At 63.0% G+C, this 23,385-nt stretch carries 18 protein-coding genes, 1 pseudogene and 1 riboswitch; of the genes and pseudogenes, 11 read left to right on the top strand and 8 right to left on the bottom strand.

The annotated features are described in order from the left end of the window. Positions 1 to 171 precede the first annotated feature (171 nt). Positions 172 to 1,065 (top strand): bile acid:sodium symporter family protein, encoded by an 894-nt coding sequence (locus PM2_RS14590; protein WP_016715233.1) that lies wholly within the window; start codon positions 172 to 174, stop codon positions 1,063 to 1,065. A gap of 15 nt (positions 1,066 to 1,080) precedes the next feature. On the opposite strand, the gene PM2_RS14585 is transcribed toward PM2_RS14590, so the two are convergent. Further along, entirely contained in the window at positions 1,081 to 1,548 is a 468-nt protein-coding gene (locus PM2_RS14585; RefSeq protein ID WP_016715234.1) for a sterol desaturase family protein, read from the bottom strand. 398 nt (positions 1,549 to 1,946) lie between these two features. Between PM2_RS14585 and PM2_RS14580 the strand changes: the two genes are divergently transcribed. Both PM2_RS14580 and PM2_RS14575 read left to right on the top strand, forming a co-directional pair. After that, positions 1,947 to 2,663 carry an MgtC/SapB family protein gene (locus tag PM2_RS14580; protein WP_016715235.1) on the top strand — a complete coding sequence of 239 codons (717 nt, stop codon included), beginning with the start codon at positions 1,947 to 1,949 and terminating at the stop codon, positions 2,661 to 2,663. Between the two features lie 14 nt (positions 2,664 to 2,677). Beyond that, positions 2,678 to 3,187 carry a GNAT family N-acetyltransferase gene (locus PM2_RS14575; protein ID WP_028699196.1) on the top strand — a complete coding sequence of 170 codons (510 nt, stop codon included), beginning with the start codon at positions 2,678 to 2,680 and terminating at the stop codon, positions 3,185 to 3,187. An 8-nt stretch (positions 3,188 to 3,195) separates the two neighbouring features. Here PM2_RS14575 and PM2_RS14570 read toward each other — a convergent pair whose 3' ends face one another. From PM2_RS14570 to PM2_RS14555, 4 genes are all read right to left on the bottom strand, one after another. Next, entirely contained in the window at positions 3,196 to 4,182 is a 987-nt protein-coding gene (locus PM2_RS14570) for a DNA-binding protein (RefSeq protein ID WP_028699195.1), read from the bottom strand. A 229-nt stretch (positions 4,183 to 4,411) separates the two neighbouring features. Continuing rightward, the gene (gene codA / locus PM2_RS14565) at positions 4,412 to 5,653 is read right to left on the bottom strand and encodes a cytosine deaminase (RefSeq protein ID WP_016715238.1); all 1,242 of its coding nucleotides are present in this window, start codon (positions 5,651 to 5,653) and stop codon (positions 4,412 to 4,414) included. A gap of 88 nt (positions 5,654 to 5,741) precedes the next feature. Next, positions 5,742 to 6,404, bottom strand: coding sequence for a thiaminase II (gene tenA / locus PM2_RS14560; RefSeq protein WP_016715239.1), 663 nt, complete (start codon positions 6,402 to 6,404; stop codon positions 5,742 to 5,744). After that, entirely contained in the window at positions 6,401 to 7,048 is a 648-nt protein-coding gene (locus PM2_RS14555) for a TenA family protein (protein ID WP_028699193.1), read from the bottom strand. The genes tenA and PM2_RS14555 overlap by 4 nt, the downstream gene beginning before the upstream one ends. A gap of 78 nt (positions 7,049 to 7,126) precedes the next feature. After that, a riboswitch (TPP riboswitch) is annotated at positions 7,127 to 7,241 on the bottom strand. Positions 7,242 to 7,490: 249 nt separating this feature from the next. Here PM2_RS14555 and PM2_RS14550 point away from each other — a divergent pair. The 4 genes and pseudogenes from PM2_RS14550 to PM2_RS14535 all read left to right on the top strand — a co-directional run bounded on the left by PM2_RS14550 (position 7,491) and on the right by PM2_RS14535 (position 14,702). Continuing rightward, positions 7,491 to 10,886 (top strand): Ig-like domain-containing protein, encoded by a 3,396-nt coding sequence (locus PM2_RS14550; RefSeq protein WP_028699192.1) that lies wholly within the window; start codon positions 7,491 to 7,493, stop codon positions 10,884 to 10,886. A 54-nt stretch (positions 10,887 to 10,940) separates the two neighbouring features. Further along, positions 10,941 to 11,924, top strand: a complete 984-nt coding sequence (locus PM2_RS14545; RefSeq protein WP_028699191.1) for an SCO family protein — start codon at positions 10,941 to 10,943, stop codon at positions 11,922 to 11,924. Between the two features lie 225 nt (positions 11,925 to 12,149). Beyond that, a pseudogene (locus PM2_RS14540) lies at positions 12,150 to 13,694 on the top strand (putative bifunctional diguanylate cyclase/phosphodiesterase); the annotation flags it as partial. Positions 13,695 to 13,751: 57 nt separating this feature from the next. Then, complete coding sequence (locus PM2_RS14535) at positions 13,752 to 14,702, top strand: site-specific integrase (RefSeq protein ID WP_016715244.1); 951 nt, start codon at positions 13,752 to 13,754, stop codon at positions 14,700 to 14,702. Here the strand turns inward: PM2_RS14535 and PM2_RS14530 are convergent. Continuing rightward, a complete protein-coding gene (locus PM2_RS14530; RefSeq protein WP_371058901.1) occupies positions 14,692 to 15,600 on the bottom strand; it encodes an SMP-30/gluconolactonase/LRE family protein in 909 nt (302 codons plus the stop codon). The genes PM2_RS14535 and PM2_RS14530 overlap by 11 nt on opposite strands. A gap of 205 nt (positions 15,601 to 15,805) precedes the next feature. Between PM2_RS14530 and PM2_RS14525 the strand changes: the two genes are divergently transcribed. Beyond that, on the top strand, positions 15,806 to 16,711 hold the full coding sequence (locus PM2_RS14525; RefSeq protein ID WP_016715246.1) for a LysR substrate-binding domain-containing protein: 906 nt from the start codon (positions 15,806 to 15,808) through the stop codon (positions 16,709 to 16,711). Here PM2_RS14525 and PM2_RS14520 read toward each other — a convergent pair whose 3' ends face one another. Together PM2_RS14520 and PM2_RS14515 are read right to left on the bottom strand one after the other, a co-directional pair. Further along, on the bottom strand, positions 16,712 to 17,851 hold the full coding sequence (locus tag PM2_RS14520; RefSeq protein WP_016715247.1) for a glycerate kinase: 1,140 nt from the start codon (positions 17,849 to 17,851) through the stop codon (positions 16,712 to 16,714). 128 nt (positions 17,852 to 17,979) lie between these two features. Continuing rightward, positions 17,980 to 19,077: a sugar diacid recognition domain-containing protein gene (locus PM2_RS14515; RefSeq protein ID WP_016715248.1), complete on the bottom strand. Its 1,098-nt coding sequence runs from the start codon at positions 19,075 to 19,077 to the stop codon at positions 17,980 to 17,982. A 163-nt stretch (positions 19,078 to 19,240) separates the two neighbouring features. Here PM2_RS14515 and PM2_RS14510 point away from each other — a divergent pair, with 163 nt between their 5' ends. The 3 genes from PM2_RS14510 (at position 19,241) to PM2_RS14500 (ending at position 23,373) form a co-directional block, all read left to right on the top strand. Beyond that, a complete protein-coding gene (locus PM2_RS14510; protein WP_016715249.1) occupies positions 19,241 to 20,569 on the top strand; it encodes an MFS transporter in 1,329 nt (442 codons plus the stop codon). A gap of 198 nt (positions 20,570 to 20,767) precedes the next feature. Continuing rightward, positions 20,768 to 22,288 (top strand): FAD-dependent oxidoreductase, encoded by a 1,521-nt coding sequence (locus PM2_RS14505; protein ID WP_016715250.1) that lies wholly within the window; start codon positions 20,768 to 20,770, stop codon positions 22,286 to 22,288. A 71-nt stretch (positions 22,289 to 22,359) separates the two neighbouring features. Then, positions 22,360 to 23,373 (top strand): aldo/keto reductase, encoded by a 1,014-nt coding sequence (locus PM2_RS14500; RefSeq protein ID WP_028699189.1) that lies wholly within the window; start codon positions 22,360 to 22,362, stop codon positions 23,371 to 23,373. Positions 23,374 to 23,385: the final 12 nt, after the last annotated feature.

The following is a 23,385-nucleotide window of genomic DNA, read 5'->3' as shown; positions in this document are numbered from 1 at the left end:
TTGGTAAAAACGGGAATGCTACTGCGCCTGCAGGCCTACTGCAACGCGGCATGCAGCCCGGCCAGCCGCTGCGCTTGGTAACAAATGGTTACCAATAGCTGGCCCTTTGCAATTAGCTATCAATCCGCGCCTGCCTACACTCCTCGAGATCCTTCGCCCAAGAGACCGCCCATGACAGCCTCGCCCTTGCTCACCGCCGTTCTGCCGCTAGCCTTGGGCATCATCATGCTCGGCCTTGGGCTGTCGTTGACCCTGGCGGACTTCGCTCGCGTTGTGAAATACCCCAAACCGGTGATGGTCGGCCTGGCCTGCCAGATCCTGCTGCTGCCGTTGGTGTGTTTCCTGATCGCCAACGGTTTTGGCCTGGAGTCGGCCCTTGCGGTAGGGCTGATGCTGTTGGCGGCCTCGCCAGGCGGCACCACGGCCAACCTGTTCAGCCACCTGGCCCATGGCGATGTGGCGCTGAACATCACCCTCACGGCGGTCAATTCGCTGATCGCAATCCTGACCATGCCATTGCTCGTGAACCTGTCGTTGAGCTGGTTCATGGCTTCGGATCAAGCCATTGGGCTGCAGTTTGCCAAAGTGATGCAGGTGTTTGCCATTGTGCTGCTGCCGGTAGCACTGGGCATGCTGATACGCCATTTCGCCCCGGTTTTCGCCGCGCGCATGGAAAAACCGATGAAGCTGGTGGCCGCGCTGTTCCTCGCCTTCACCATCGTCCTGGCCTTGGCCAAGGACTGGCAGACCGTGGTCGAGTATGCGCCGGTGGTGGGCCTGGCGGCGCTGCTGTTCAACCTGTTGAGCCTGGCAGTGGGTTACTGGGTGCCGCGCCTGCTGAATATTCCCAAGCGCCAGGCAATTGCCATTGGCATGGAAATCGGCATCCATAACGGGACCTTGGCCATTGCCTTGGCGCTGAGCCCTTCGCTGCTGAACAACGCGACCATGGCGGTACCGGCGGCGCTGTATAGCCTGATCATGTTCTTTACGGCAGCGGGGTTTGGCTGGTGGGTGAGCCGTGGGCATGTGGCGGCGCAGCCCGAAGGCGAAGCGGTGAATTGAGGCCCGCTCAGGTTGTTACTGCTGGCTGCGCTTGCTGCGCAGCTGCTGCTTCAACACCTTCAATGGGGGCGCATAGAAGAAGCCGAACGAAACACTTCCCGTGCGCCCCTTCACCGCATGGTGCAACCGATGCGCCCGGTGCAAGCGCTTGAGGTAGCGGTTGACTGGCCGAGGCTTGCGCGGCCAGTGCCGGTGAAAAAATCCGTCATGGGCCACCACATACAGCACCCCGTACCCAGCCACCCCACCGCCCACCCACTGCAAGGGCGCATAACCGCTTTTGCCCAGCGTTACCAGTGCCGTGGCGATCAGGCCCAGGGCCACGAGGTACAGGTCATTGGTTTCGAGCATGCCCAGCTGAGGCTCATGGTGCGAACGGTGCAGCCACCAGCCCCAGCCATGCATGATGTACTTGTGAGCCAGCGTGCCAACACCCTCCATGGCCACCAGGGTGCCGAACAGTACGGCGAGATTCAACAGCATGGAACGGTCCGGGTGATGGCAAAGAGAGGCGCAAGGTTAACGGCTGCCCAGGTTTTTTTCCATGTGGGCGTGACCGGCTGCAGGCCATTCAAGGATGAAGCCATTGTCATGTTTTCGCCCTTGACCTGCTCTACCACCGGGCGTATGGTCCGCGACGCAATTTTGCCTTCTTCAACAGGAGATCTGCCTTGGACAGTAGCCCCAGTCGCTTGCGACAGGCCCGCGTGGCGCACTAGCCCGGCAGTGTCCTGCACTGTCTGGCCGCCCTGGCAAGACGGTGGTTTCTTGTAACCCCCCGCTTTTCCTCCCTTCCTCGTGGTCCTGCGCATTGTTCTGGTTTTTCAACCACGCCAACTGATGGCGTTCATGCGGGCGTATGCCTGCGCAAGAGGTTTGCTATGGATTGGAAAGTATTTCTGCTGCGCGTCAGCATTGCCTTGCTGTTGGGGGCGTTGATCGGTGCCGAACGGCAATTGCGCCAACGGCTGACCGGGCTACGCACCAATGCGCTGGTCAGCACCGGTGCCTGTCTGTTCGTGCTGATGACCCAGACGGTGCCAGGCATGGCACCTGCCGATGCGTCGCGCGTCGCCGCCTATGTGGTGTCGGGCATCGGCTTTCTCGGAGGGGGTGTGATTATGCGTGACGGCTTCAACGTACGAGGCCTGAACACTGCAGCCACCTTATGGTGCACGGCGGCAGTGGGTGTGCTGTGCAGCCTTGGGCTGCTGTTGGAGGCGGCATTGGGTAGCCTGGTGGTGCTATGTGCCAATATCCTGCTGCGTGACATCGCCCAGCGCCTGGACCGTCAGGACGTGGTGCCGGCCAGCGAGGTGGAGCAGCACTTCGAAGTGCGAATCGTCTGCCGCGCCGAGGACGAAATCCAGGTGCGCAGCCTGATGCTGCATAGCCTGGGCGATCCGCAGCTGCGGCTGCAGTCACTGCAAAGCCAGGATCTGGACAGCCCGGCGCGCCTGGAAGTACGCGCCGAGCTGTTGGGCACCGCGCAGGCCCCCGCACAACTGGAGCGGCTGGTCAGCCGGGTGAGCCTGGAGAAAGGTGTAAGCTCGGTGCGCTGGCAATTACAGCCGCAAGTACTGGCGGCGGATTACTGAAACAGGAGTGATTCATGCGTATCCGCCCTACCCTTGAGCGCGATATTCAACACCTGCCGGACGTAGAGCGTTCGGCGGCCCAGGCGTTTGCCGGCTGGCCGACGCTGGCCTGGCTGGCGCAAGGTGATGTGATGGATTGCGTTGCGCACAGGGCTTTCGTCGACGCGGGCGGTAGCTGGGTGGCCGAGGACGATAATGGGTGCCTTGCCGGTTTTGCTTGTGCCCGCCGTGAAGGGCAGGCGCTGCACCTTTATGAAATATCGGTGCGCCAGGAGGTTCAAGGGCAAGGCGTGGGGCGGCGTTTGCTGCAGCAAGTGGCTGATGCCGCGCGTGACGCGGGAGCGCGCGAGCTCACGTTGACCACCTTTGCCAAGGTGCCCTGGAATGCGCCCTTCTATGCACGGTTCGGGTTCGAGGTGCTCGATGAGCGGCTGCTGAGCCCGCGGTTGCGGGAAATCCTGGCCAATGAACGTGCACACGGCCTCACTGAACGTTGTGCAATGCGCCGTTACGTCGATTATTAGACGGCCCGTCACTCTGCATGTGCAGGCAGCTGTGCCCTGCATTGCGCCAACGCCACATCGCGTTCTTTTAACTGCTCTTCATACCGCAGCAACTGCCGCGCCTGTTCCGCGCACACGTCGCGCCTGGTTTCCAGATGCTGCGCTTGCACATCCAGCTGCCGGCGCATTTCTTCGCTGGCACCTTGTGCCTGGGCCAGGATCGTCCGCAAGCCCTGGATCTGCGCATCGCGTTGCTCCAGCAACTCGTTCTGCGCCCGGCACTCGCTGGCGGCCTGGCGGTACTCACCCAGCAAACGCTCATTATCGCGGTGCAAGCGGGTCAGCTCGTCCTGCTTGACGATCATGCCCTGCTGCAGTTGGCGTACTTCCACCTGCATCTGCTGCAGTTGTGCTTCATGGCGGCGCTGTTCCTGCTCGCGCTGTTCGCGGCTGGCATTGCGGTAATGCTCCAGGGCGTCGCGGGCATGGCGGTGTTTGTCCTCCAGTGACTTCACCTGTTCGTCCTTGTCGGCAAGGCGCACCTGCAATTCACCCAGTGACTGGTTGAGGCTGGCGCTGCGCAGCTGTTCGGCTTGCAGCGTGCTTTGTGTGGTCAACCGCTTTTCCGTTTCGTCGGCCAAAGCCGCTGCATCAATCTGGTGTTGCTGATGCGCTGCCGCCAGGGCCTGACGGGCGATTTCCAGCTGAGCTTCAAGCTGCTCTCGCTGTTGAGAGAACGTGCTTTCGGCCTGTTCGATCTTCAGGTCGGCCTCATCTTGTAGCTGAGTGGCCAATTGCCCGACCAGGCGGCTTAGCACATCGCTCAGCGCCGCGCCCCCTTCGGAGGCCACGGGTTGCTGGCCGTTCAATTCCTTCAGGTAGCGGTGAATCGTGGTTTTCGAGCCGGTATTGCCCAGCTCGATACGTATGGCATCGATGCTGGGATTCTCGCCGCGGGCAATCAACGCCTGACGTGCCTGCTGAACCACCACCTTGTTGATACCGCCCCGGGCCATGCGTGCTCCTACGATTTTGTACTGTGTTATGTAACATGTAATTACGTACTGATTATGGCGATAACAACGCGCTCCTGCAAACGTTTCCTCAGGAAGAATAATCACGGCTTATCGCATGTTACCGGCAAAAATCCGCTCCAAGCGTGCGTTTAGCCGTACGGCAAACAGCAAAACGCCCCGTCCGGCTCAAGGCCGGCGGGGCGTTACGGGCTTCAAAGTGGCGGGTGTATCAGTGCGTGCGCTCAACCTGCGCGGGCGTGCGGCGCATCAACACCTTGCCGTTTCGCACCGACACCAGCGCGTGCCCTTGGCTACGCACCATTTCGTAATCGTCCGGTGCCGACAGCAGCAACAGGTTGGCCGGCCGCCCCACCTCGATGCCGTAGCGCTCCCCCAGGTTCAGGGTGCGGGCGCTGTTATCGGTGATCAGGTCCAGGCAGCGCTGCAGGTCTTCGTAGCCGAGCATGTGGCAGATGTGCAGCCCGGCTTCGAGAATGCGCAGGATGTTGCCATTACCCAGCGGGTACCAAGGGTCGACGATGGAGTCCTGGCCAAAGCACACGTTCATGCCGGCGCGGTCGATCTCGGCCACGCGGGTGACGCCGCGGCGTTTCGGGTAGTTGTCGAAGCGCCCTTGGAGGTGAATGCTCTCGGTTGGGCACGACACGAAGTTGATGCCCGACAGTTTCAGCAGGCGGAACAGCTTGTAGCAGTAGGCATTGTCATACGAACCCATGGCCACGGTATGGCTGGCGGTTACCCGGGCGCCCATACCGCGCACCCTGGCTTCTTCGGCCAGCACTTCAAGGAAGCGCGATTGCGGGTCGTCGGTCTCGTCGCAGTGCACGTCCACCAGGCAGCCGGTACGTTCGGCCAGGTCCATCAGGAACTTCACCGACGACACGCCCTGGTCGCGGGTGTTCTCGAAATGCGGAATGCCGCCCACCACATCGGCACCGATGGCCACTGCTTCGGTCATCAGCGCCCGCCCATTGGCATACGACTCGATACCCTCCTGAGGGAAGGCGACGATCTGCAAGTCGATCAGCTCGCGCACGTCGTCACGTACCTCGACCATGGCCTTGAGCGCGGTAAGGCTCGGGTCGGTGACATCGACATGGGTCCGTACATACTGGATACCGTGGTCCACCAGCATGCCGATGGTTTTTTTCGCTCGGACCTTGATGTCGTCGTGGGTGGTGATTTCCTTGCGCTCGGCCCAGCGCTCGATGCCTTCGAACAATGTGCCGCTCATGTTCCACTTCGGCTCGCCGGCGGTCAGGGTGGCATCCAGATGAATGTGCGGTTCCACAAAGGGTGCCACCACCAGGTTTTGCCCGGCATCAAGGTCATCGATAGCAACGGGTGCCACTACCTCGGCCTGGGGCACGATGGCAGCAATGCGCTCGCCGCTCAGTTCGATGCGAAACAAACCGGGCTTGCCGCGCAAGCGTGCATTGATAATGTTCATGGTGTTACTCCTTGGGCTCGCTTATCGCCGCTACCTGCATAGTGGTCGAGCCCAAGGTTATCCGCCAGTGCCTGGCGCGGGTATCGATTTACTGGCTGTCCAGCCCCATCTGCCAGAAATCAGCCTCCAGGCTGGACGCCTGCCCGAAAATCCCCACCAGGTCTGCGAAGCGCTGTTCGGTCATGCTCCGCGCTGCCAGTTCATCCAGGTGCTTGCGCGCCGCCGCCGCGACCCCTTGGTAGCCCTCGCCGGCATACTCGCCAATCCACTCGCGGTACGGGTGGTTGCTCAAGTCGCCAATCCGTTCGGCCAGGGTACGGCCGATCTCGGCATAGCCGATCACGCACGGTGCCAGCGCCACATGCAGCTCCAGCAAGTCGCCGGCGGCGCCACAGTCCAGCACGTAGCGGGTATAGGCCACGGTAGCCTGATGCTCTGGCGCCGCCTCGATATCGGCCTGGGTCAGCCCCCAACGCGCGCACAGGCGCAAATGCAGTTCGGTTTCATCCAGGATCGCTGCCAGCCCGGCCTGCGCGGCGCGTATGTCCGCCGGGCGGCGGCTTTTATAGGCAGCCAATGCCCAGGCACGGGCGAACTGGATAAGGAACAGGTAATCCTGCACCAGGTAAGTCCGGAACGCGTCCTCACTCAACGTGCCCTCGCCCATCTGCCGCACAAAGTCATGGTCGACGTAGCTGTGCCACTGATGCGTCGCACCAGCCTTGAGGCGCTCGAAGATGTCCATGCTCACTTGCCCTCCGGGTAGACGGCATCGAAGAAGGCCAGCTCCAGCTCGACGGTACGTTGGTAGAAATCACTGGACAGTGCGGCTTCCTGCGGGCCAACGCGGTCCAGCTCGGCTTGCAGGAAGGCAACGAAGGCCTGGAAGTCCGGGTTGTCGTGAAGGGTGATCCACTCGGCATGAACGAAGTTGTCCGGCATCGGCTTCGGCGCCTTCAGTGCCCAGTCCAGGTACAGGCCTTCTGCAACATTGAGCACCGCCAGCGCCGCCGCATAGGAGCGGGTTGCCGCCGCTTCACGCATGATCGCCTTGAAACCTGCGGTTGGCGCAGTGTCGGCCGGTTCAGTGCGCTGCGCCGGGCTTACATCCAGGGCCTCGAAGGCGCGCAGGAAGTAGGTGTTCTCGTCACTGGAGATCATCCCGGCGAAACGGCCGAAGCGCAGGCGGGCCTCGAACGTGTCAGCGGTGGCGATGGCCGCGCCCAGCAAGGTGAGGAAGCTGTCGAGGAAACGGTGGTCCTGCACCAGGTAGTCGACCATGATCGGGGCCGGCAGGCTGCCGTCGCACAGTTGGGTCACGAAACGGTGGCCCACGGCCGCCGACCAGGTCGGCTCGCTTTGGCGGCGCAGGGACTGGCTGAAACGTTCGGTCATGTTGCTGTCCTTGATGGGGGTGACAGCGAGACCTTGGCGGTGAGCATGGACGGGCCTCGCAGTGAGGCCGGCAAAAAGGCAGGTTACGAATCCCATCCCTTCGCCGGCATGATCCGGATCAGGTTCGAAGGGTCACCGCGCTGCAACGCTCAGCGGTTTCTCAGCCCGTTGCCGGGCTCCCCTTGGTGGCGCTCAGGTATACCCCAGTGAGCCAGTGCTGTCACTACCCATCCCCCAAAGACTGGGCACTGGGTGACCCGCTAGTGGGGACATATCCCCATTTTTGACACCCTGTTATTTAGCGCACATCAGGCGCTACAACGATTTGTTTAACAAAGCATTACTGAAATATCGGTTGGCACAGCCGTTGCTCAGGGCTTTTTACCGGGCAAAACGCCATTGATGGCTTTAAGCCATAAAGCCGCGAGCGAGGCATAAGGCAATGAGAACATCTGCCGTGATCCACCCTGCTAGGCATGCATTCCAGCTGTCGACCGTCACCGCGCTGATGCTCAGCCTCGGGCTGATCACGGTTACAGCGGCCCCCCTCGACGATAACGGCCTGCCGCCGCCAACCGATCCTTCCGCCTACACCGACCAACCGGCTGATCCGACCCCGGCCTTGCTGAACCTCAATACATTGCCCGAAGCCAACCAAGGTTCGCTGGAACTGACCAATGGGATGTATGGCGACCGCAACACGGTGCGCACCGACAACGTACTACCGCCTGCCCTGCAAACCTCTGACAAGTACCCTACCAACGGCAAGCCCAGCCCGCTGTTCGGTGCGCAGCCGTTCACCCAACAATTGCTGCTGTTCGAAGAGTTCGGCACAGAAAAACTCGACCCCACCCTGCCACCGCCCAGCCTGACCTTCCCGGTTCCCACCTTGGGGGCCGCCCCGGCGCAGGACCCCAACGTCGTTGCCCGCAGCGGCCCCAGTGGCACCGCGCTGGAAGCTTTCCTCAAGCAACCCGGGCTTTACCCGTTCCCGACCCAGTACGCCAACGTGCTGGACCGCAACCCGTGGAAGGCGCAGATCGAGATGTTCCTGAACCGCAAGCCGGTCGGCTCCCCGGCTGAAGGCCGTCCACCAGGCAAAGGCTGGTCACACCAGCGCTGGAACGAGTTTTATCCGCAGACTGCGTTCAAGACCGCGCAAGCCGGTGCGCGCATCAACCAGGGCCTGCGCGACCGCAAGCAGTTGCACAACTATGCGGTCGGTGAATTCGGCCCGGGCGGGCTGTACTACCAGACCTCCGACATCCCGAATACGCTGGGCACGACCAAGGGCATCGACACCCGCTTCCACCCGAACATGCCGCTGCAGAACCACAAGTCGCTGTGGACGTTCGATGGCACGTTCCCCGTCAAGTTGCTGATGGTGCGCTATGGCCAGCCGGTGCTGATGCGCCATTACAACGCCCTGCCGATCGACCCGTCGGCCAACGGCGGTTTTGGCCTGCATACCATCTCGACCCACGAGCACAACGGCCACTCCCCCGCCGAAAGCGACGGCTATGCCAACGCCTACTTCTTCCCCGGCCAGTACTACGACTACCGTTGGCCGGTGCAGCTGGCCGGCTACGACACCATCAACACCCGCGCACAAGACCCGCGTGCCGCGTTCCCTTGCTCACCGGGGGAAACCCTGTTCGTCAATGACGGCTCGCCCGGGCTGAAAACCTGCCAGAACGGCAGCATCAAGATTCGTGGCGACTGGCGCGAAACCATGAGTACCCACTGGTTCCACGACCACATGATGGATTTCACGGCGCAGAACGTCTACAAGGGCAACGCCGTGATGATGAACTACTACAGCGCCCTGGACCGCGGCAACGAGGCCTTGCAGGATGGCGTGAACCTGCGCTTCCCCAGCGGTTCGGGCATGCCTTGGGGCAACCGCGACTACGACGTCAACCTGGTGATGGCCGACAAGGCCTGGGATGCCAACGGCCAGCTGTGGTTCAACCCGTTCAACACCGATGGCTTCCTTGGCGACCAGATGCTGGTCAACTGGCAGTACCAGCCCAAGCTCAAGGTGCGCGCGCGCAGTTATCGCTTCCGTCTGCTCAATGGCTCGGTATCCCGCTACTTCAAATTCGCAGTCGTGCGTGAAATCGCCGGGACCAGCGGCGAATTCAAGGGGCCATCCGGCTCCAACGTGTCCTATGCGCGGGTGCCGTTCCACATGATCGCCAACGACGGCAACATCATGGAGCACGCCGTGCCATTCGACGGCACCATGGACCTCAACGGTGACGGCAACCTGCAAGACAACAACGGTATCCTGCCGCTGCAAGGTATTGCCGAGCGCTACGACATCATCATCAACTTCGCCAAGAACGGCATCAAGGTGGGCGACAAGCTGTACTTCGTCAACCTGGAGGAACACCTCACCGGCAAGGGCCCGGAAGGTGCCATCTCGCTGGCCGACGTGCTGTCGGAGAAGTACAAGGCAGTGATCAAACAGACCAGCAAGGGCCCGCTGTGGGAGAACGGCGACCCGCTGGTCGGCAAGTTCCTGCAGTTGATCGTGCAGCCGTACAGCGGCCAGGACGTGAGCATGGACCCGGTGGCCTACGAACCGGCCAAACCCGGCAAGGCCGCAGGCCTGAAAATGCTCCCGCTGCCCATTGACCGCAATTCGGCCGCCGACCAGGCCAAGATCAAGGAGGCCCGCCACCGCGAGTTCATCTTTGGTCGCTCCGACGGCACCGATACCACCCCCTGGACCATCAAGACCGATGGCGGCTTCGGCTACAGCATGGATCCACGACGTATCAGCGCTGCACCACAACTGGCCCAACAGTCCACCGATGGCGGCTTCAGCGGCGACGGCACCCTGGAAGTGTGGAAAATCGTCAACGGCGGCAATGGCTGGAGCCACCCGGTGCATGTGCACTTCGAGGAAGGTGTGATTCTTAGCCGCGACGGCAAGGCGCCGCCAGAGTGGGAGAAATGGGCGCGCAAAGATGTGTACCGCATAGGGCCCGATGTTGATTCGTCTGAAGAAGTGGAAGTTGCCATTCGCTTCCGGGAGTTCGCCGGTACCTACATGGAGCACTGCCACAACACCCAGCATGAAGACTCTTCGATGCTGCTGCGCTGGGACATTGAACACCCAGGGCAGTTCCAGGTAATGCCGACCCCGCTGCCAGGTTGGGATGGCGTGCAATACATGGCGTCGGTGGGCCTGCCGACCTTCCGCACCAAAGGCAAGGACGACAACGATGATGCCGCCAACAAGCCACCGGTCGCGGCCAACGACAGTGCGGCAACCACTGCTGGCAAGCCGATCACCCTGAACGTGCTGGCCAACGACACCGACCCGGAAGGGAACCTGCCATTGACTGTCGTCGGCCTCAGCCAGCCAGACTCCGGCCAGGGTAGCGTCAGCACCAATGGCACCACGGTGACCTACACCCCGCCTGCCAAGGTCGCCACGCCGTTCACCGCCAGCTTCAACTACACGGCGCGGGATGCTAAAGGGGCCGAGTCGGTGAACCCGGCCACGGTCAGCATCGCGGTCAGCCCGGCGGCAGCGGTCGACCAGATCCAGGTCACCAGTGCCACGGTGCAGGTGCGCAGCGGTAACCGCTTCACCTGGGATGTGCAAGGGACTACCACAGTGGCCACGGGCAACAGCATCAGCGTGACTGCGGCGACCACTGGCGGCCCGGTAAGCCTGGGTAACGCCACGCTGACCGCCACGACCACCGGTGCGCGCTGGCGCGTGTCGGTGACCACCACCGGCTTCGGCCCGGCAACACCGGCGACGATTACCGTGAAGTCGGCGCTGGGGCAGACCGTGACGGCGCCAGTCAGGTATCAGTGAGTGCAAGGCGGGGGCCGCTTTGCGGCCCCACTGCCAACCGATGAGGACCGCATCATGTCCGGCTCATGGCGTTTCCTGATGGTGCTCGCGCTGTTCGCCGCCAGCATCCCGTTCTGGCCGTTGCAGCCGCAACAACCGGTTGCCAAAGAAGCTGAGAGCCCTTGGGGTGCCGACTACTTCCCCAACATCCCCCTGCTCACCCAGGACGGCGAGCAAGTGCATTTCTTCGACGACCTGATCAAGGACAAGGTGGTCGCCATCAACTTCATCTTCACCGGTTGTTCCGACTCCTGCCCGGTTGAAACCGCACGCCTGCGCCAGGTGCAGAAGATTCTTGGCGACCGGGTCGGCAAGGACATTTTCCTGTACTCCATCAGCATCGACCCTTACAACGACACGCCAGCCACCCTCAAACGCTACGCTGAAAAGTTCGGTATCGGCCCCGGCTGGACGCTGCTCACCGGTGAACCTGACGACATCGAACGGTTGCGCCGTAGCCTAGGGCTGTGGATTGACGGCCTTGAAAACGGCCGTTCCAAAGACCACAACCTGAGCCTCATCATCGGCAACCAGGCCACCGGCCGCTGGATGAAGGCTTCGCCCTTCGAAAGCCCGTACATCCTCGCCGATCGCCTGGGCAACAGCCTGCACAACTGGAAGCAGGCCAGCGCCATGAACAATGACTACGCTCAAGCGCCCGAAGTACGTCCGCCAAGCAGTGGCGAGCAGATCTTCCGCACCCGTTGCTCATCCTGCCACACGCTGGGCAATACCGAGCCGGGGCAACCGGGTATAGGCCCCGACCTGCTGGGTGTGACCCGCCAGCGTGATGCCAACTGGCTGACCCGCTGGTTGAAAGAACCCGACCGCATGCTGGCAGAGAAAGACCCCTTGGCCATGCTGCTGTACGAGCAGTACAACCGCCTGGCGATGCCCAACATGCGCCTGGGTGATGCCGAAGTCAGCGCCTTGATGAGCTACATCGAAGAGGAGACCGCACGCCTGCAGGCGCCCTTGGCGGATACGGGAAACCCTTAAAGGCAATTAGCTATCAGTCATCAGCCTGTCATCTTATTGTCGTATTTTTCGAGCATCACCCAGGGTCGGGAACTATCAGCAGTGATTCGCCGTTCGTTTTCATCCACCAGCCTTTTGCGGCTGCTGATCCTGATGCTGTGCGCAGCCACCCTGGCCTTTCTTTGGGGGCTGCACATCCCCTCCGTAACCGCCGCCCATCCGGCGTGCGGCCTTGGCCTGCCTACACCCTCGGCATTGCCCTATTGTCGGCAGTTCTGGCTGAACCTGAGCATGACCCTGCTGATCCTCGGCAGTTTACTGTGCACCTTGCGCCTGCTGCGCAAGCACCAGGAGGCTTTCAATGCTCTGGAGCAGGCCCAACAGGTCAACCAGCAACTTATCGGGCGCCTTGAGGAGGAACACCGGCGCAGCAGCCATGCCGCCGCCACCGACCACCTCAGCGGGTTGCACAACCGCCGCCAGTTCGTCGAAGTGGCGGGTCAGGCACTTACTCGGCAACGGGGCAAGCGCCGGCTGATGGCAATCCTGTTCATCGACATGGACCGTTTCAAGTCGATCAATGACTCGCTCGGCCACAAGATTGGCGACTTGCTGCTGCAGGCTGTTGCCGGGCGCATCCAGCGCCTTCTGGAGCCCGGTGACGAAGCCTCGCGCTTTGGCGGCGACGAATTCGTGGTGCTGCTGGCAGGCGAACGCAGCGAGGAACAGATCAATACCTGGGTTCGCGAACTGGTCCAGCGGTTGTCGGCCACCTATGCCCTGGATGGCCAGGAGGTCAACACCAGCCCCAGCGTGGGCGTAAGCATCTGCCCCCGCGATGGCCAGGACATCGACAGCCTGATCCGCAGTGCCGACGCTGCGATGTATTCGGCCAAACAGGCCGGGCGCGCGCAATATCGCTTCTTCGACCCCTCGCTGAACCTGGCCGACATTCAGGCCTTCACCCTCGAACAGGCCTTCGGCAGTGCCCTGGCCGAGCGCCAGTTCGTGCTGCACTATCAGCCGCAGATACGCCTCGACACCCAGCAAGTGCTGGGCTACGAAGCGCTGGTGCGCTGGGATCACCCTGAATTCGGCCTGCTGTACCCGGACCGCTTCATCGACCTGGCCGAACGCAGTGGTTTTATTGTCGAGCTGGGTTGGGAGGTGTTGCGCCTGGCCTGCGAGGCATTATCGGAGTGGGACGCCCAAGGCCGGGAGACGCGGCTGGCTGTCAATGTCTCCGCCCTGCAACTGCGCCAAGACGACTTCGCTACCCGGTTGCTGAACGAACTGCAGCAGTATGCGATTGCGCCGCAGCGGCTGGAGCTGGAAATCACTGAAACCACCATCCTCGACCCGGAAAGTACCGCTGTGGCGCACCTGCACACCCTGCGCAGCGCGGGCCTGGGCATCAGCCTGGACGATTTTGGCCGCGGCTACGCCGGCTTCGCCCACCTGCATTCGCTGCCGCTAAGCAAGCTGAAAATCGACCGCTCGCTGATCGCCCCCTTGTCCAACAGTCATGACGACAGCCCGATCGTGTCCTCCACCATCATCCTGGCCAAACGCCTGGGCCTGGAAGTGGTGGCCGAAGGTGTGGAAACCCGTGAGCAGGTGGTGTGCCTGAAACTGGCGGGTTGCGATATTGCCCAGGGCTATCACTTCAGCCGGCCGCTGTCGCCGGCGCAGTTGCGCGACTACCCGCACTTCAACGGCATTGAGGCCTCGCACGATACGATGGGGCTGGTGCCGGCCCTGCAGGATGGCGTTGCCCCGGTGCCGCATTAGGTGCTTGTCTTGGGATTTCGGTTTATCGTGTGCTCATCACCTACCGACAGCCGCACCATGACCGATATCGAGCGCTACCTTCGCGCCGCCACCCGTGACAACACCCGGCGCAGCTACCAGGCCGCCATCGAGCACTTCGAAAGCCACTGGGGCGGCTTTCTCCCGGCCACCGCCGAGAGTATCGCCCGCTACCTGGTCGAGCATGCCGAACACCACGCCGTCAGTACCCTGCGCCAGCGCCTGGCCGCGCTCAGTCAATGGCACGTCGCCCAAGGTTTCCCCGACCCGACCAAGGCACCGCTGGTACGCCAGGTTCTACGCGGCATCCGCACCTTGCACCCGACGCCGCCCAGGCAGGCCGCCCCGCTGTTGCTGCAACACCTGCAAACTGCCGTGGCGTGTTTTGAAGAGGAGGCTCGCCAGGCCCGCGAACACCATGACCTGGCCGCCCTGCGCCGGGCACGCCGCGACACTGCGTTGCTGTTGCTGGGCTTCTGGCGAGGTTTTCGCGGTGATGAACTGGCACGCTTGCGCATCGAACATATCCAGGCCGAAGCCGGTGTCGGCATCACGCTGTTTCTGCCGCGCAGCAAGGGCGACCGCGAAGCCTTGGGCGTGCAGCACCGCACCCCTGCCCTCAAGGCCCTGTGCCCGGTAACGGCCTACCTGCAATGGCTGGAAGTTGCCGGCATTGCCCACGGGCCGGTGTTTCGCAAGCTCGACCGCTGGGGCAACCTCGGTGAAAGCGCGCTCAACAGCAACAGCCTGGTCGGCCTGTTGCGGCGCATGCTGGAGCGTGCCGGGGTACCGGCTGCGCTGTATACCGGCCACTCGCTACGGCGTGGCTTTGCCACCTGGGCCACAGCCAATGGTTGGGAACTGAAATCACTGATGAGCTACGTGGGCTGGAAAGACGCCAAGTCGGCGCTGCGCTACATCGACTCGGCGCAGCGTTTTGGCGAACTGGCCGTGTTGCCGGCCAGCCAGGCCCAAGCGCTTATTCCTTGAAGCTGTGCCGGGGGACACCGCCAATTGTCGGGTGGATGGCATACAGGTCGCCAGCATCCGGGTAATGGAGCAGGCCTTCAGGGCTCATGTCGAAACGCGCGGTGCTGATGAACAAGGTATTCATGCCGGGCCCGCCAAAGCAGCAACTGGTGGGGCACGGTACCGGCATCAGTACCTGATCGGTCAGGTGGCCGTGGCGGTCGTAGCGCAGCAGGCAGCTGCCATGGTACTGGCACACCCACAGCCCGCCTTCGCGGTCCAGCGCCAGGCCATCTGGCCGCCCCAGTTCGGCAGGCGTTTCGGCAAATAGCGTAACAACGCCCAGCCGCCCCTCCATGAGGTACTCGGCACGGTAGATGGCGCGCGCCGCCGAATCGACGAAGTACACCGTCTGGCCGTCTTGCGACCAGGCAACCCCAGTGGGCAAGGCCATGTCATCGTGGATGACCTCGTCGCTCAACTGCCCGTCAAAACGGAACAGCGCCCCGGTATTGCCGCTAAGGGCATCGTCCATCAACCCGGTAACGAAGCGCCCCTGTGGGTCACAGGCGCCGTCGTTGAAGCGGTAGGTGGAGCGCGGATGGACCGATGCTGAATGCTGGCATACCTTGCGCGCCGCCATATCGAAGATGGCCACGCTGGCATCTTCGGTGAAAATCAGGTTGCCCCGGTCGGTCAGCGCAAGGGCGCCAATGCGCGCGGCTGACGCGTAAAGGTTCTCGACTTCGCCTTCCGGCGTCAGGCAGTTGATCCGCCCGCCAGAAATATCGATGAAGTACAACGCACTGTTATGCTCATCCCACACCAGGCTTTCGCCCAGGTCGGCGCGGGTATTGGCGACCTTGACTGGCACGCAGCTGCATTCCTTGATGCGGGGCGATCGTCCGGTCAGCCCCATGCCATAGGCCAAGCCCAGGCCCTGTGCGGCATCGGTGACGGCCGCAACTTCGTTGTGGAAAGGCTCTGTAACGGGCATTTCTGGCTACCTTCGATTCTCCTTTTTACGATAACAACAAAAAATTCAATGACTTAATATTAAAAGCATGCAACTTTGATATCTCATGGATATCACCACCGAGTCGCCGCGCTGAAGGAATGCTTGATTGATCGAAACACGTTTGCTCAGGCAGTTCATCGCCGTGGCAGAAGAGCTTCACTTTCACAAGGCTGCCGCGCGCCTGCACATGGCACAGCCGCCGCTGAGCCAGGCGATCAGCCGCCTGGAAGAAAAGCTCGGTTTCAGCTTGTTCTTGCGCAATACGCGCGGGGTGCGTCTGACCCCGGCCGGCACAGCCTTTCGCGATACGGCTTACCGCGTGCTTGCCGAGCTGGAACAGGGTATCGAGTACGCCCGTAATGTCTCTTCGGGTGTCAGCGGGAAACTGACCATCACGGCCATTTCCATCGCCTATTACGACTCGTTACTCAACAGCTTGCGGCGCTATCGCGAGACTTACCCGAACGTGCAGCTGACCCTGCGCGAGATGCCATCGGCGACGCAGGCCAAGGCGCTGCTGGCCGGCGAGGCGGATATAGGCTTCATGCGCAGGTTACCGCTGCCGGTGGGTACGCTGGAGTCACGGCTGTTGCTTGACGAGCAGATTGTCATGGCGCTGCCCGCCGGCCACGTGAAAGCGCAGCAAGGCGACGTCGACCTGCGCGAGTTTGCCAATGAGGATTTTGTGTTTACCCCGCAGGCGTTGGGCGGCGGCTACCATGCCCAGCTGGTCGCCCTGTGCGAGTCGGCCGGCTTCTACCCTCGGGTGGTGCAGGAAGCCGCACAGATTCATACCCTGCTGGGGCTGGTCGCCTGTGGTTTCGGTGTGGCCCTGGTGCCGGCCTCATTCGCCCGATCGACCCCACGCGAGCGCGTACAGTTCTGTGCGATCCGCCCGATAGACGAGCAATCCACCCCAGGCATTGGCCTGTACATGAAATGGAACGCCCAGAATGCCTCGCCTGCGCTGGCCAACTTCATCGCCATGTTCGAAGACGCAAAAACGCTTTGATCAGGCGCGCGCTGCGCAGCGCCATAACCGGCCCACGTCACAAGCCCGAGCCTGCAGCAGTTCTGCCGCGTTGGCACACGCTTGCTCCAGGCTCATCGGCCCGCTGGCCAACGCAAATGCAGCATCGACCCCATGGGCATACAACTGCTGGTAGCCCTCACCCAGTGTCCCGGCCAGCACCACCACCGGCACACCGTGGCGTTTGGCGACCCGGGCAACCCCCATCGGCGTCTTGCCGCGCAGTGTCTGGGCATCGAAACGCCCCTCACCCGTCACCACCAGGTCCGCGCCCTGCACCAAGGCGTCAAGCCCGGCCAGTTCGGCCACCACCTCTACCCCCGGGCGGAACTGTGCCCCCATGAACGCACGGGCGGCGAAGCCCATACCACCGGCAGCGCCGCACCCAGGGTAGTCGCGCACATCGTCGCCCAGCAGCTGTGCGCAGTGGTCGGCAAAATGGCCCAGCGCCTGGTCCAACGCCTGCACCTGCTGCGGGTTAGCGCCCTTCTGCGGGCCGAAAATCGCCGATGCACCGTTGGCGCCGCACAGCGGGTTGTCGACGTCCGCCGCGACTTCGAATTGCACCTCGGCCAGGCGCGGGTCCAGGTGACTGGCGTCGATCCGCGCCAGCTTCGCCAGTGCCAGGCCGCCCTCTTCCAGCGCTTGCCCGTCGGCATCCAGCAGGCGTAGGCCCAGCGCGCGCAGCATGCCGCTGCCTGCATCGTTGGTGGCGCTGCCACCGATGGCCAGCACCACTCGCTGTGCGCCGGCGGCCAAGGCGGCGGCAATCAGCTCGCCGGTGCCCCAGGTGCTGCTGCGGCACGCATCACGCTGGCCGGTTGGTACCAGCTGCAAGCCACTGGCCTGGGCCATTTCGATGATGGCCGTGCGGCTTTGTGGCAGCCACCCCCAACCGGCTTCGACGCTGTGCCCCAATGGCCCACGCACCGCCTGGCGGCGCAGTTCGCCGTGGCTGGCGGCCAAGATCGCCTCCATGGTGCCTTCGCCGCCGTCGGCCATCGGGCACTCGACCAAGGCTGCGTCCGGCCACGCCTGGCTCAGGCCCGCAGCGATAGCGCGGGCGACACCGGCAGCATCAAGGCTGTCCTTGAACGAGTCGGGGGCAATGACGATCTTCATGGGGATTCTCCTGTCCTGATGAGCGGCATGCTGACAGGTGCCCGCCAGGCTGGCCTCGGTCATATGCACAAAACGCCGGGCGGGTTGTTTGGGCAGATGCCTTCGTGGCGGCGCCTGCAGGCGCCGCGTCAATCAGCAGGCAACAGCTGCAACCCCAGGTACAAGCTAAGCATCCCCTCCATGCGCAGCGGGTCGACCTCACCCAGTTCGGCAATCCGTTCCAGGCGATAGCGCAGGCTGTTGCGGTGGATGCCCAAGGCATCGGCACAGGCCTGGCTCTGGCCGTCATGGGCACACCACGCGCGCAGGGTGGTGAGCAACTGCCCACTGTTGTCCTTGGCGCGAATGCGCTGCAACGGCTCCAGCAGTTCATCCAGCGCGTCATCGTTGCGATGCCGCCACAGCAGTGCCGGTAGCCGGTAGCGATGCAGGCTCAGCAAGCGCTCGGCGGGGAGTACCTCGCGCCCATAGGCCAGCAAGTCTCGCACCCGGCGATAACCTCGGCGCAGTTGCTCCAGGCTCTGCGCGGTACTGCCCAAGGCCAGGCGCTCCACGCTCCAGCCATGGCGTTGCAGGCGCTCGAGCAGGCGCGGTTCATCCAGCGTCACACCTGCGGGCCGACACCACAACAACGACTGCCGCGCCGGGCTGACACACCAGCTGTCCGGGTAGCGGCTCAGCAACCACGCGGCAAGTGCCTCGGCGGGTGGCCCCGAGGCCAGCTCGAACAGGCAAGGCACCCGTGGCAACTGCGGCTTCAGGCCCAGTTGCCGGGCTTCGTCGAGCAAGCGTGGCGAGTCGCCGCTGCCGCCTAGCAACAGCGCCAGCAGGTCATCACAACGCTGCCGTCGCCATTGCTGGTCGGCTTGCAAATGGCGCTGGGCCAGCAGCATCTCGGCGGTCATGCGTACCAGCTCGCCATAGGTGCGCACCTGTTGCGGGTCACCCGTCAGGCCCAGTACGCCCATCAGCCGGCCATCGAGCATCAGCGGCAGGTTCACCCCGGGCTGCACGCCCTTCAGGCATTTGGCCGCTTCAGTATCCAGCTCGACGATCCGGCCATTGGCCAGGACCAGCTGCGCGCCTTCATGGCGGGTGTTGATACGCTCCGGTTCACCGCTGCCCAGGATCAACCCCTGGCTGTCCATGACATTGACGTTGCACGGCAGAATGGCCATCGCCCGGTCAACGATATCCTGTGCCAAGTCATGGTCGAGTTCGAACATTGCGGGGTCCTTTAGGTGTCAGGCTTTTGGGCTCGGGCACAGCAGCCTGGGCCGGGCACTGTGCAAAAGCACAAAGACAGGCTGGCCGCAGTCCCCGAGACTCGTCAGGGCGAGCGCCGGCACAGGCGACGCGGCGACAACCATAACAACAGAGAACCCGATCATGGCACACAGCCCCGCCCCTGACCAAGGCACGGACACCACCCGCAACGCGCTGTACCGGCGCATCACCCTGCGGCTGATTCCGTTCATTTTCATCTGCTACCTGTTCAACTACCTGGACCGCGTCAACGTCGGCTTTGCCAAGCTGCAGATGCTCGACGCCCTGAAGTTCAGCGAAACGGTGTACGGCCTCGGCGCCGGCATCTTCTTCATCGGTTACGTACTGTGCGGTTTGCCAAGCAACCTGGCGCTCAACCGGTTTGGCCCTCGGCGCTGGATTGCACTGATGATGATCGCCTGGGGCAGCCTCTCCACCTGCCTGCTGTTCGTCACCACCCCCACCGAGTTCTACACCTTGCGCCTGCTCACCGGCGCCGCCGAAGCCGGCTTCTTCCCGGGTGTGGTGCTGTACCTCTCGCGCTGGTTCCCGGCGGCCCGTCGCGGGCGCATCATGGCCCTGTTCATGTCGGCGATCCCGGTGTCGGGCTTGCTCGGTGGGCCGTTCTCCGGCTGGATCCTCCAGCACTTCGCCGCCGGCCAACACGGCTTGGCCGGCTGGCAGTGGATGTTCCTGATCCAGGGCCTGCCAACCGTTGCCTTGGGCATTCTGGCGGTGTTCCTGCTCAGTGACGGCTACCAGAAAGCACCTTGGCTGAGTACGTCGGAGCGCCAGCTGATTGCATCCGACCTGGAAGCCGATGCTGCCAGCAAACCGAACACTACCGGCGACAGCGTACTGGCCGTTTTGACCAACCCGCTGATCTGGACCTTCGGCTTCGTCTACTTCTGCATCCAGAGCGGTGTTTACGCGATCAACTTCTGGCTGCCATCGATCATCAAGAACATGGGCTTCGACAACCCGCTGCTGATCGGCTGGCTCAGCGCCGTTCCGTACCTGATGGCGGGTGTGTTCATGATCCTGTGCGGGCGCTCGGCCGACCTGCGCAACGAGCGCCGCTGGCACCTTGTAGTGCCGATGCTGATGGGTGCTATCGGCCTGCTGATCGCGGTGAACTTCGCGGGTAACCCGACCATTGCCATTCTTGGCCTGTCGATTGCCACCATGGGCGCGCTGACCGGCCTGCCGATGTTCTGGCCAATGCCCACCGCGCTGCTCAGTGCCGGTGCCGCTGTGGCAGGTTTGGCCATCATCAACTCGGTAGGCCAGATGGCGGGGTTCCTCAGCCCGTACCTGGTGGGGTTCATCAAGGACCAGACCGGCTCGACCGATGCCGCACTGTATTCGCTGGCGGCGCTGATCGTGCTGGGTAGCCTGGTGGCCTTGCGGGTAACGCGGGCAGGTGCGCTGAGTACTGCCAGGGCCAGTTGAACCCATTCGCGGGCTCGCCCGCACCCACAGGACCGCCACAGTGTTCGAGCTTGTGGTGATCCTGTGGGAACGGGCAAGCCCGCGAACAGGCCAGCCCAGGCCACACACAATCCACACCCTCCACCGATCGTCAGCTCAACGCATCCCCTCCCCGACCCAGGCGTCAAATGGTTCCAAAGGCCCCTTTGGAGAAACCCCATGACCCAGCACGCCGTGGCCCGCCTGAGCCAGCTCGACGAACACCGTCCTCTGCGCGTTCAGGCCGGTAGCGAAGAACTTGTCCTCATCCGCCAGGGCGACCAGGTTCGGGCCTACCAAGGCAATTGCCCCCACGCAGGGGCTCCGCTCGACGAGGGTGTGGTTTGCGCTGGCCTGTTGGTCTGCCCTTGGCATAAAGCCGCCTTTGCGGTTGACGACGGGGTGGTCTGCGAGCCCCCTGCGCTGGCCGACCTGCGTCGCTACAAAACCTGGGTCAAGGGCGATGAAGTCTGGGTCGATGACCAGCCCCTGCCGGCAATCGAGCCGCCACGGCACAGCGATGCCCGCTGCTTTGTCGTGGTCGGTGCAGGCGCCGCTGGCAGCGCTGCCGTCGCCACGTTGCTGGCCCACGGTTTCGCCGGCCGGCTGGTGTGGATTGATCAGGAACGCCAGCCCGCCTACGATCGCACGGCCCTGAGCAAATTCGTGATTGCCGGGCAGATGCCGCCCGATGAAGTGCCCGCGTTGCTTGATGCCGACGCCTTGCGCAAGGGCCAGTTGGAGCGCAAGCACGGCAAGGTGCGCACACTCAACAGCCAGAAACGCCAGCTTACACTCGCCGACGGCCAACAGATCGATTACGACGCCTGCCTGCTGGCCACCGGCGGGAAAGCACTGCGCCCGGACATCCCCGGCGCCGACCTGCCCGGGGTGTTCACCCTGCGCTCACGGGAGGATGCCGCCCAGTTGCTCGATGCAGCCGAACCCGGCCAACCGGTGGTCATCATCGGTGACGGTTTCATCGGCCTCGAAGCCGCCTCGGCATTGCGCAAGTACGGCCTACAGGTGCATGTGGTCACCCGCCACGAAGTCCCCCTGGCCCGGCAGCTGGGTGAACGCATCGGCCGCAGCATCCGTGAGCTGCATGAGCGCAAGGGTGTCACCTTCCATGGCCCTACTGAAGTTCAGCGCATCGAGGGCCAGGACAAAGTCGAAGCCGTGCAACTGGCCAACGGAGAACGGCTCCAAACACCCTTGGTGCTGCTCGGCACGGGGGTAAAACCGGTCACTGCCTTCCTCCAAGGCGTGCCGCTGACCGAGGACAAGTCTGTGAGGGTCGACGCAGAAATGCGCGCTGCCGATGGCCTGTGGGCGGCGGGAGATATCGCCACCTTCCCGCTCACCGGTCGACCTGTGCGCATCGAGCACTGGCGCCTGGCCCAGCAACACGGGGTAATCGCTGCAGCCAACATGCTTGGCGAGCAGCGCCGCTATGCCGATGTGCCGTTCTTCTGGACTTACCAGCACGGCCGCACTTATGAAGTGCTTGGCCACGCCCGGGACTGGAACCGGGTCGAGTTCGTCGGTGAGCCGGAAAAAGGCGATTTCATTGCGCTGCAGTGTATGGATGATCGGGTTGAGGCCGTGGTCGCCAAGGGTTATTCCGATGCCATGGCAACGCTGTCGCAACGCATGAAACGCCCGTTGAGCCTGCAAGAGGCGTTGGCGCTAATTGGCTGAGGTCCGCCTTTCCATGCGCCCCGGTTGTGTGTAAAACAGCTGGATCAGCCGACTGATAAGGACCCAAGCGCATGATCTACCGCCCCCTCGGCCACAGTGGCCTGCAGGTTTCCGCCCTTACCCTGGGCAGCATGATGTTCGGCGAGCAGACCAATACCGAGGACGCCCTGCGCATCATCGACAAGGCCTGGGACCAAGGCATCAACTTCATCGACACTGCCGACGTGTACAACGCCGGGCGCTCGGAAGAAATCGTCGGTGAAGCGGTGGCACGCCATCGCCAGGACTGGATCGTCGCCAGCAAGGTCGGCTTCGGCCCGGCCGATGGCTTGCCCAACCGCAGCGGGCTGTCGCGCAAACACATCTTCAATGCCCTGGAGGCCACCCTCACCCGCATGGGCATGGACTATCTGGACATCTACTACCTGCACCGCGAAGACCACAAGGTGCCGCTGGAAGAGACCGTGCAGGCCATCGGCGACCTGCTGCGCCAGGGTAAGATCCGCTACTGGGGCGTGTCCAACTTCCGTGGCTGGCGCATTGCCGAGGTCTGCCACATTGCCGAGCGCCTCGGGGTGCCCAAGCCGGTGGTGAGCCAGCCGCTGTACAACATCGTCAACCGTCAGGCCGAGCCGGAGCAGCTTACCGCTGCTGCCGCCCATGGCCTGGGCGTCGTGCCGTTCAGCCCGTTGGCGCGTGGTGTACTCAGTGGCAAGTATGCGCCGGGGGCCGTGCCGGATGCCGGCAGCCGCGCAGGGCGCCAGGACAAGCGCATCATGGAAGTGGAGTGGCGCCAGGAGTCGCTGGCCATCGCCCGGCAGATCCAGGCTTACGTCGAGGCCAAGGGCGTGGGAGTGGTTGAGTTCGCCATTGCCTGGGTGCTGAATAACCAGCTAGTAAGCTCGGCGATTGTCGGGCCACGTACCGAAGCGCAGTGGGACACCTATGGCGGTGCATTGGCGGTGAAGATCACGGCAGAGGATGAGGCGTTCATCGACTCGCTGGTGACGCCGGGGCATGCATCCACGCCGGGGTTCAATGATGTAGCGCATTATGTGACGGGACGCACCGCTCGAAAGTTTTAACCTATAAGTGCG

Source organism: Pseudomonas monteilii NBRC 103158 = DSM 14164 (assembly GCF_000730605.1).
GTDB lineage: Bacteria > Pseudomonadota > Gammaproteobacteria > Pseudomonadales > Pseudomonadaceae > Aquipseudomonas > Aquipseudomonas monteilii.
The sequence above is the reverse complement of the archived record's forward strand: the minus strand, read 5'-3'. Positions and strand labels throughout refer to the sequence as shown.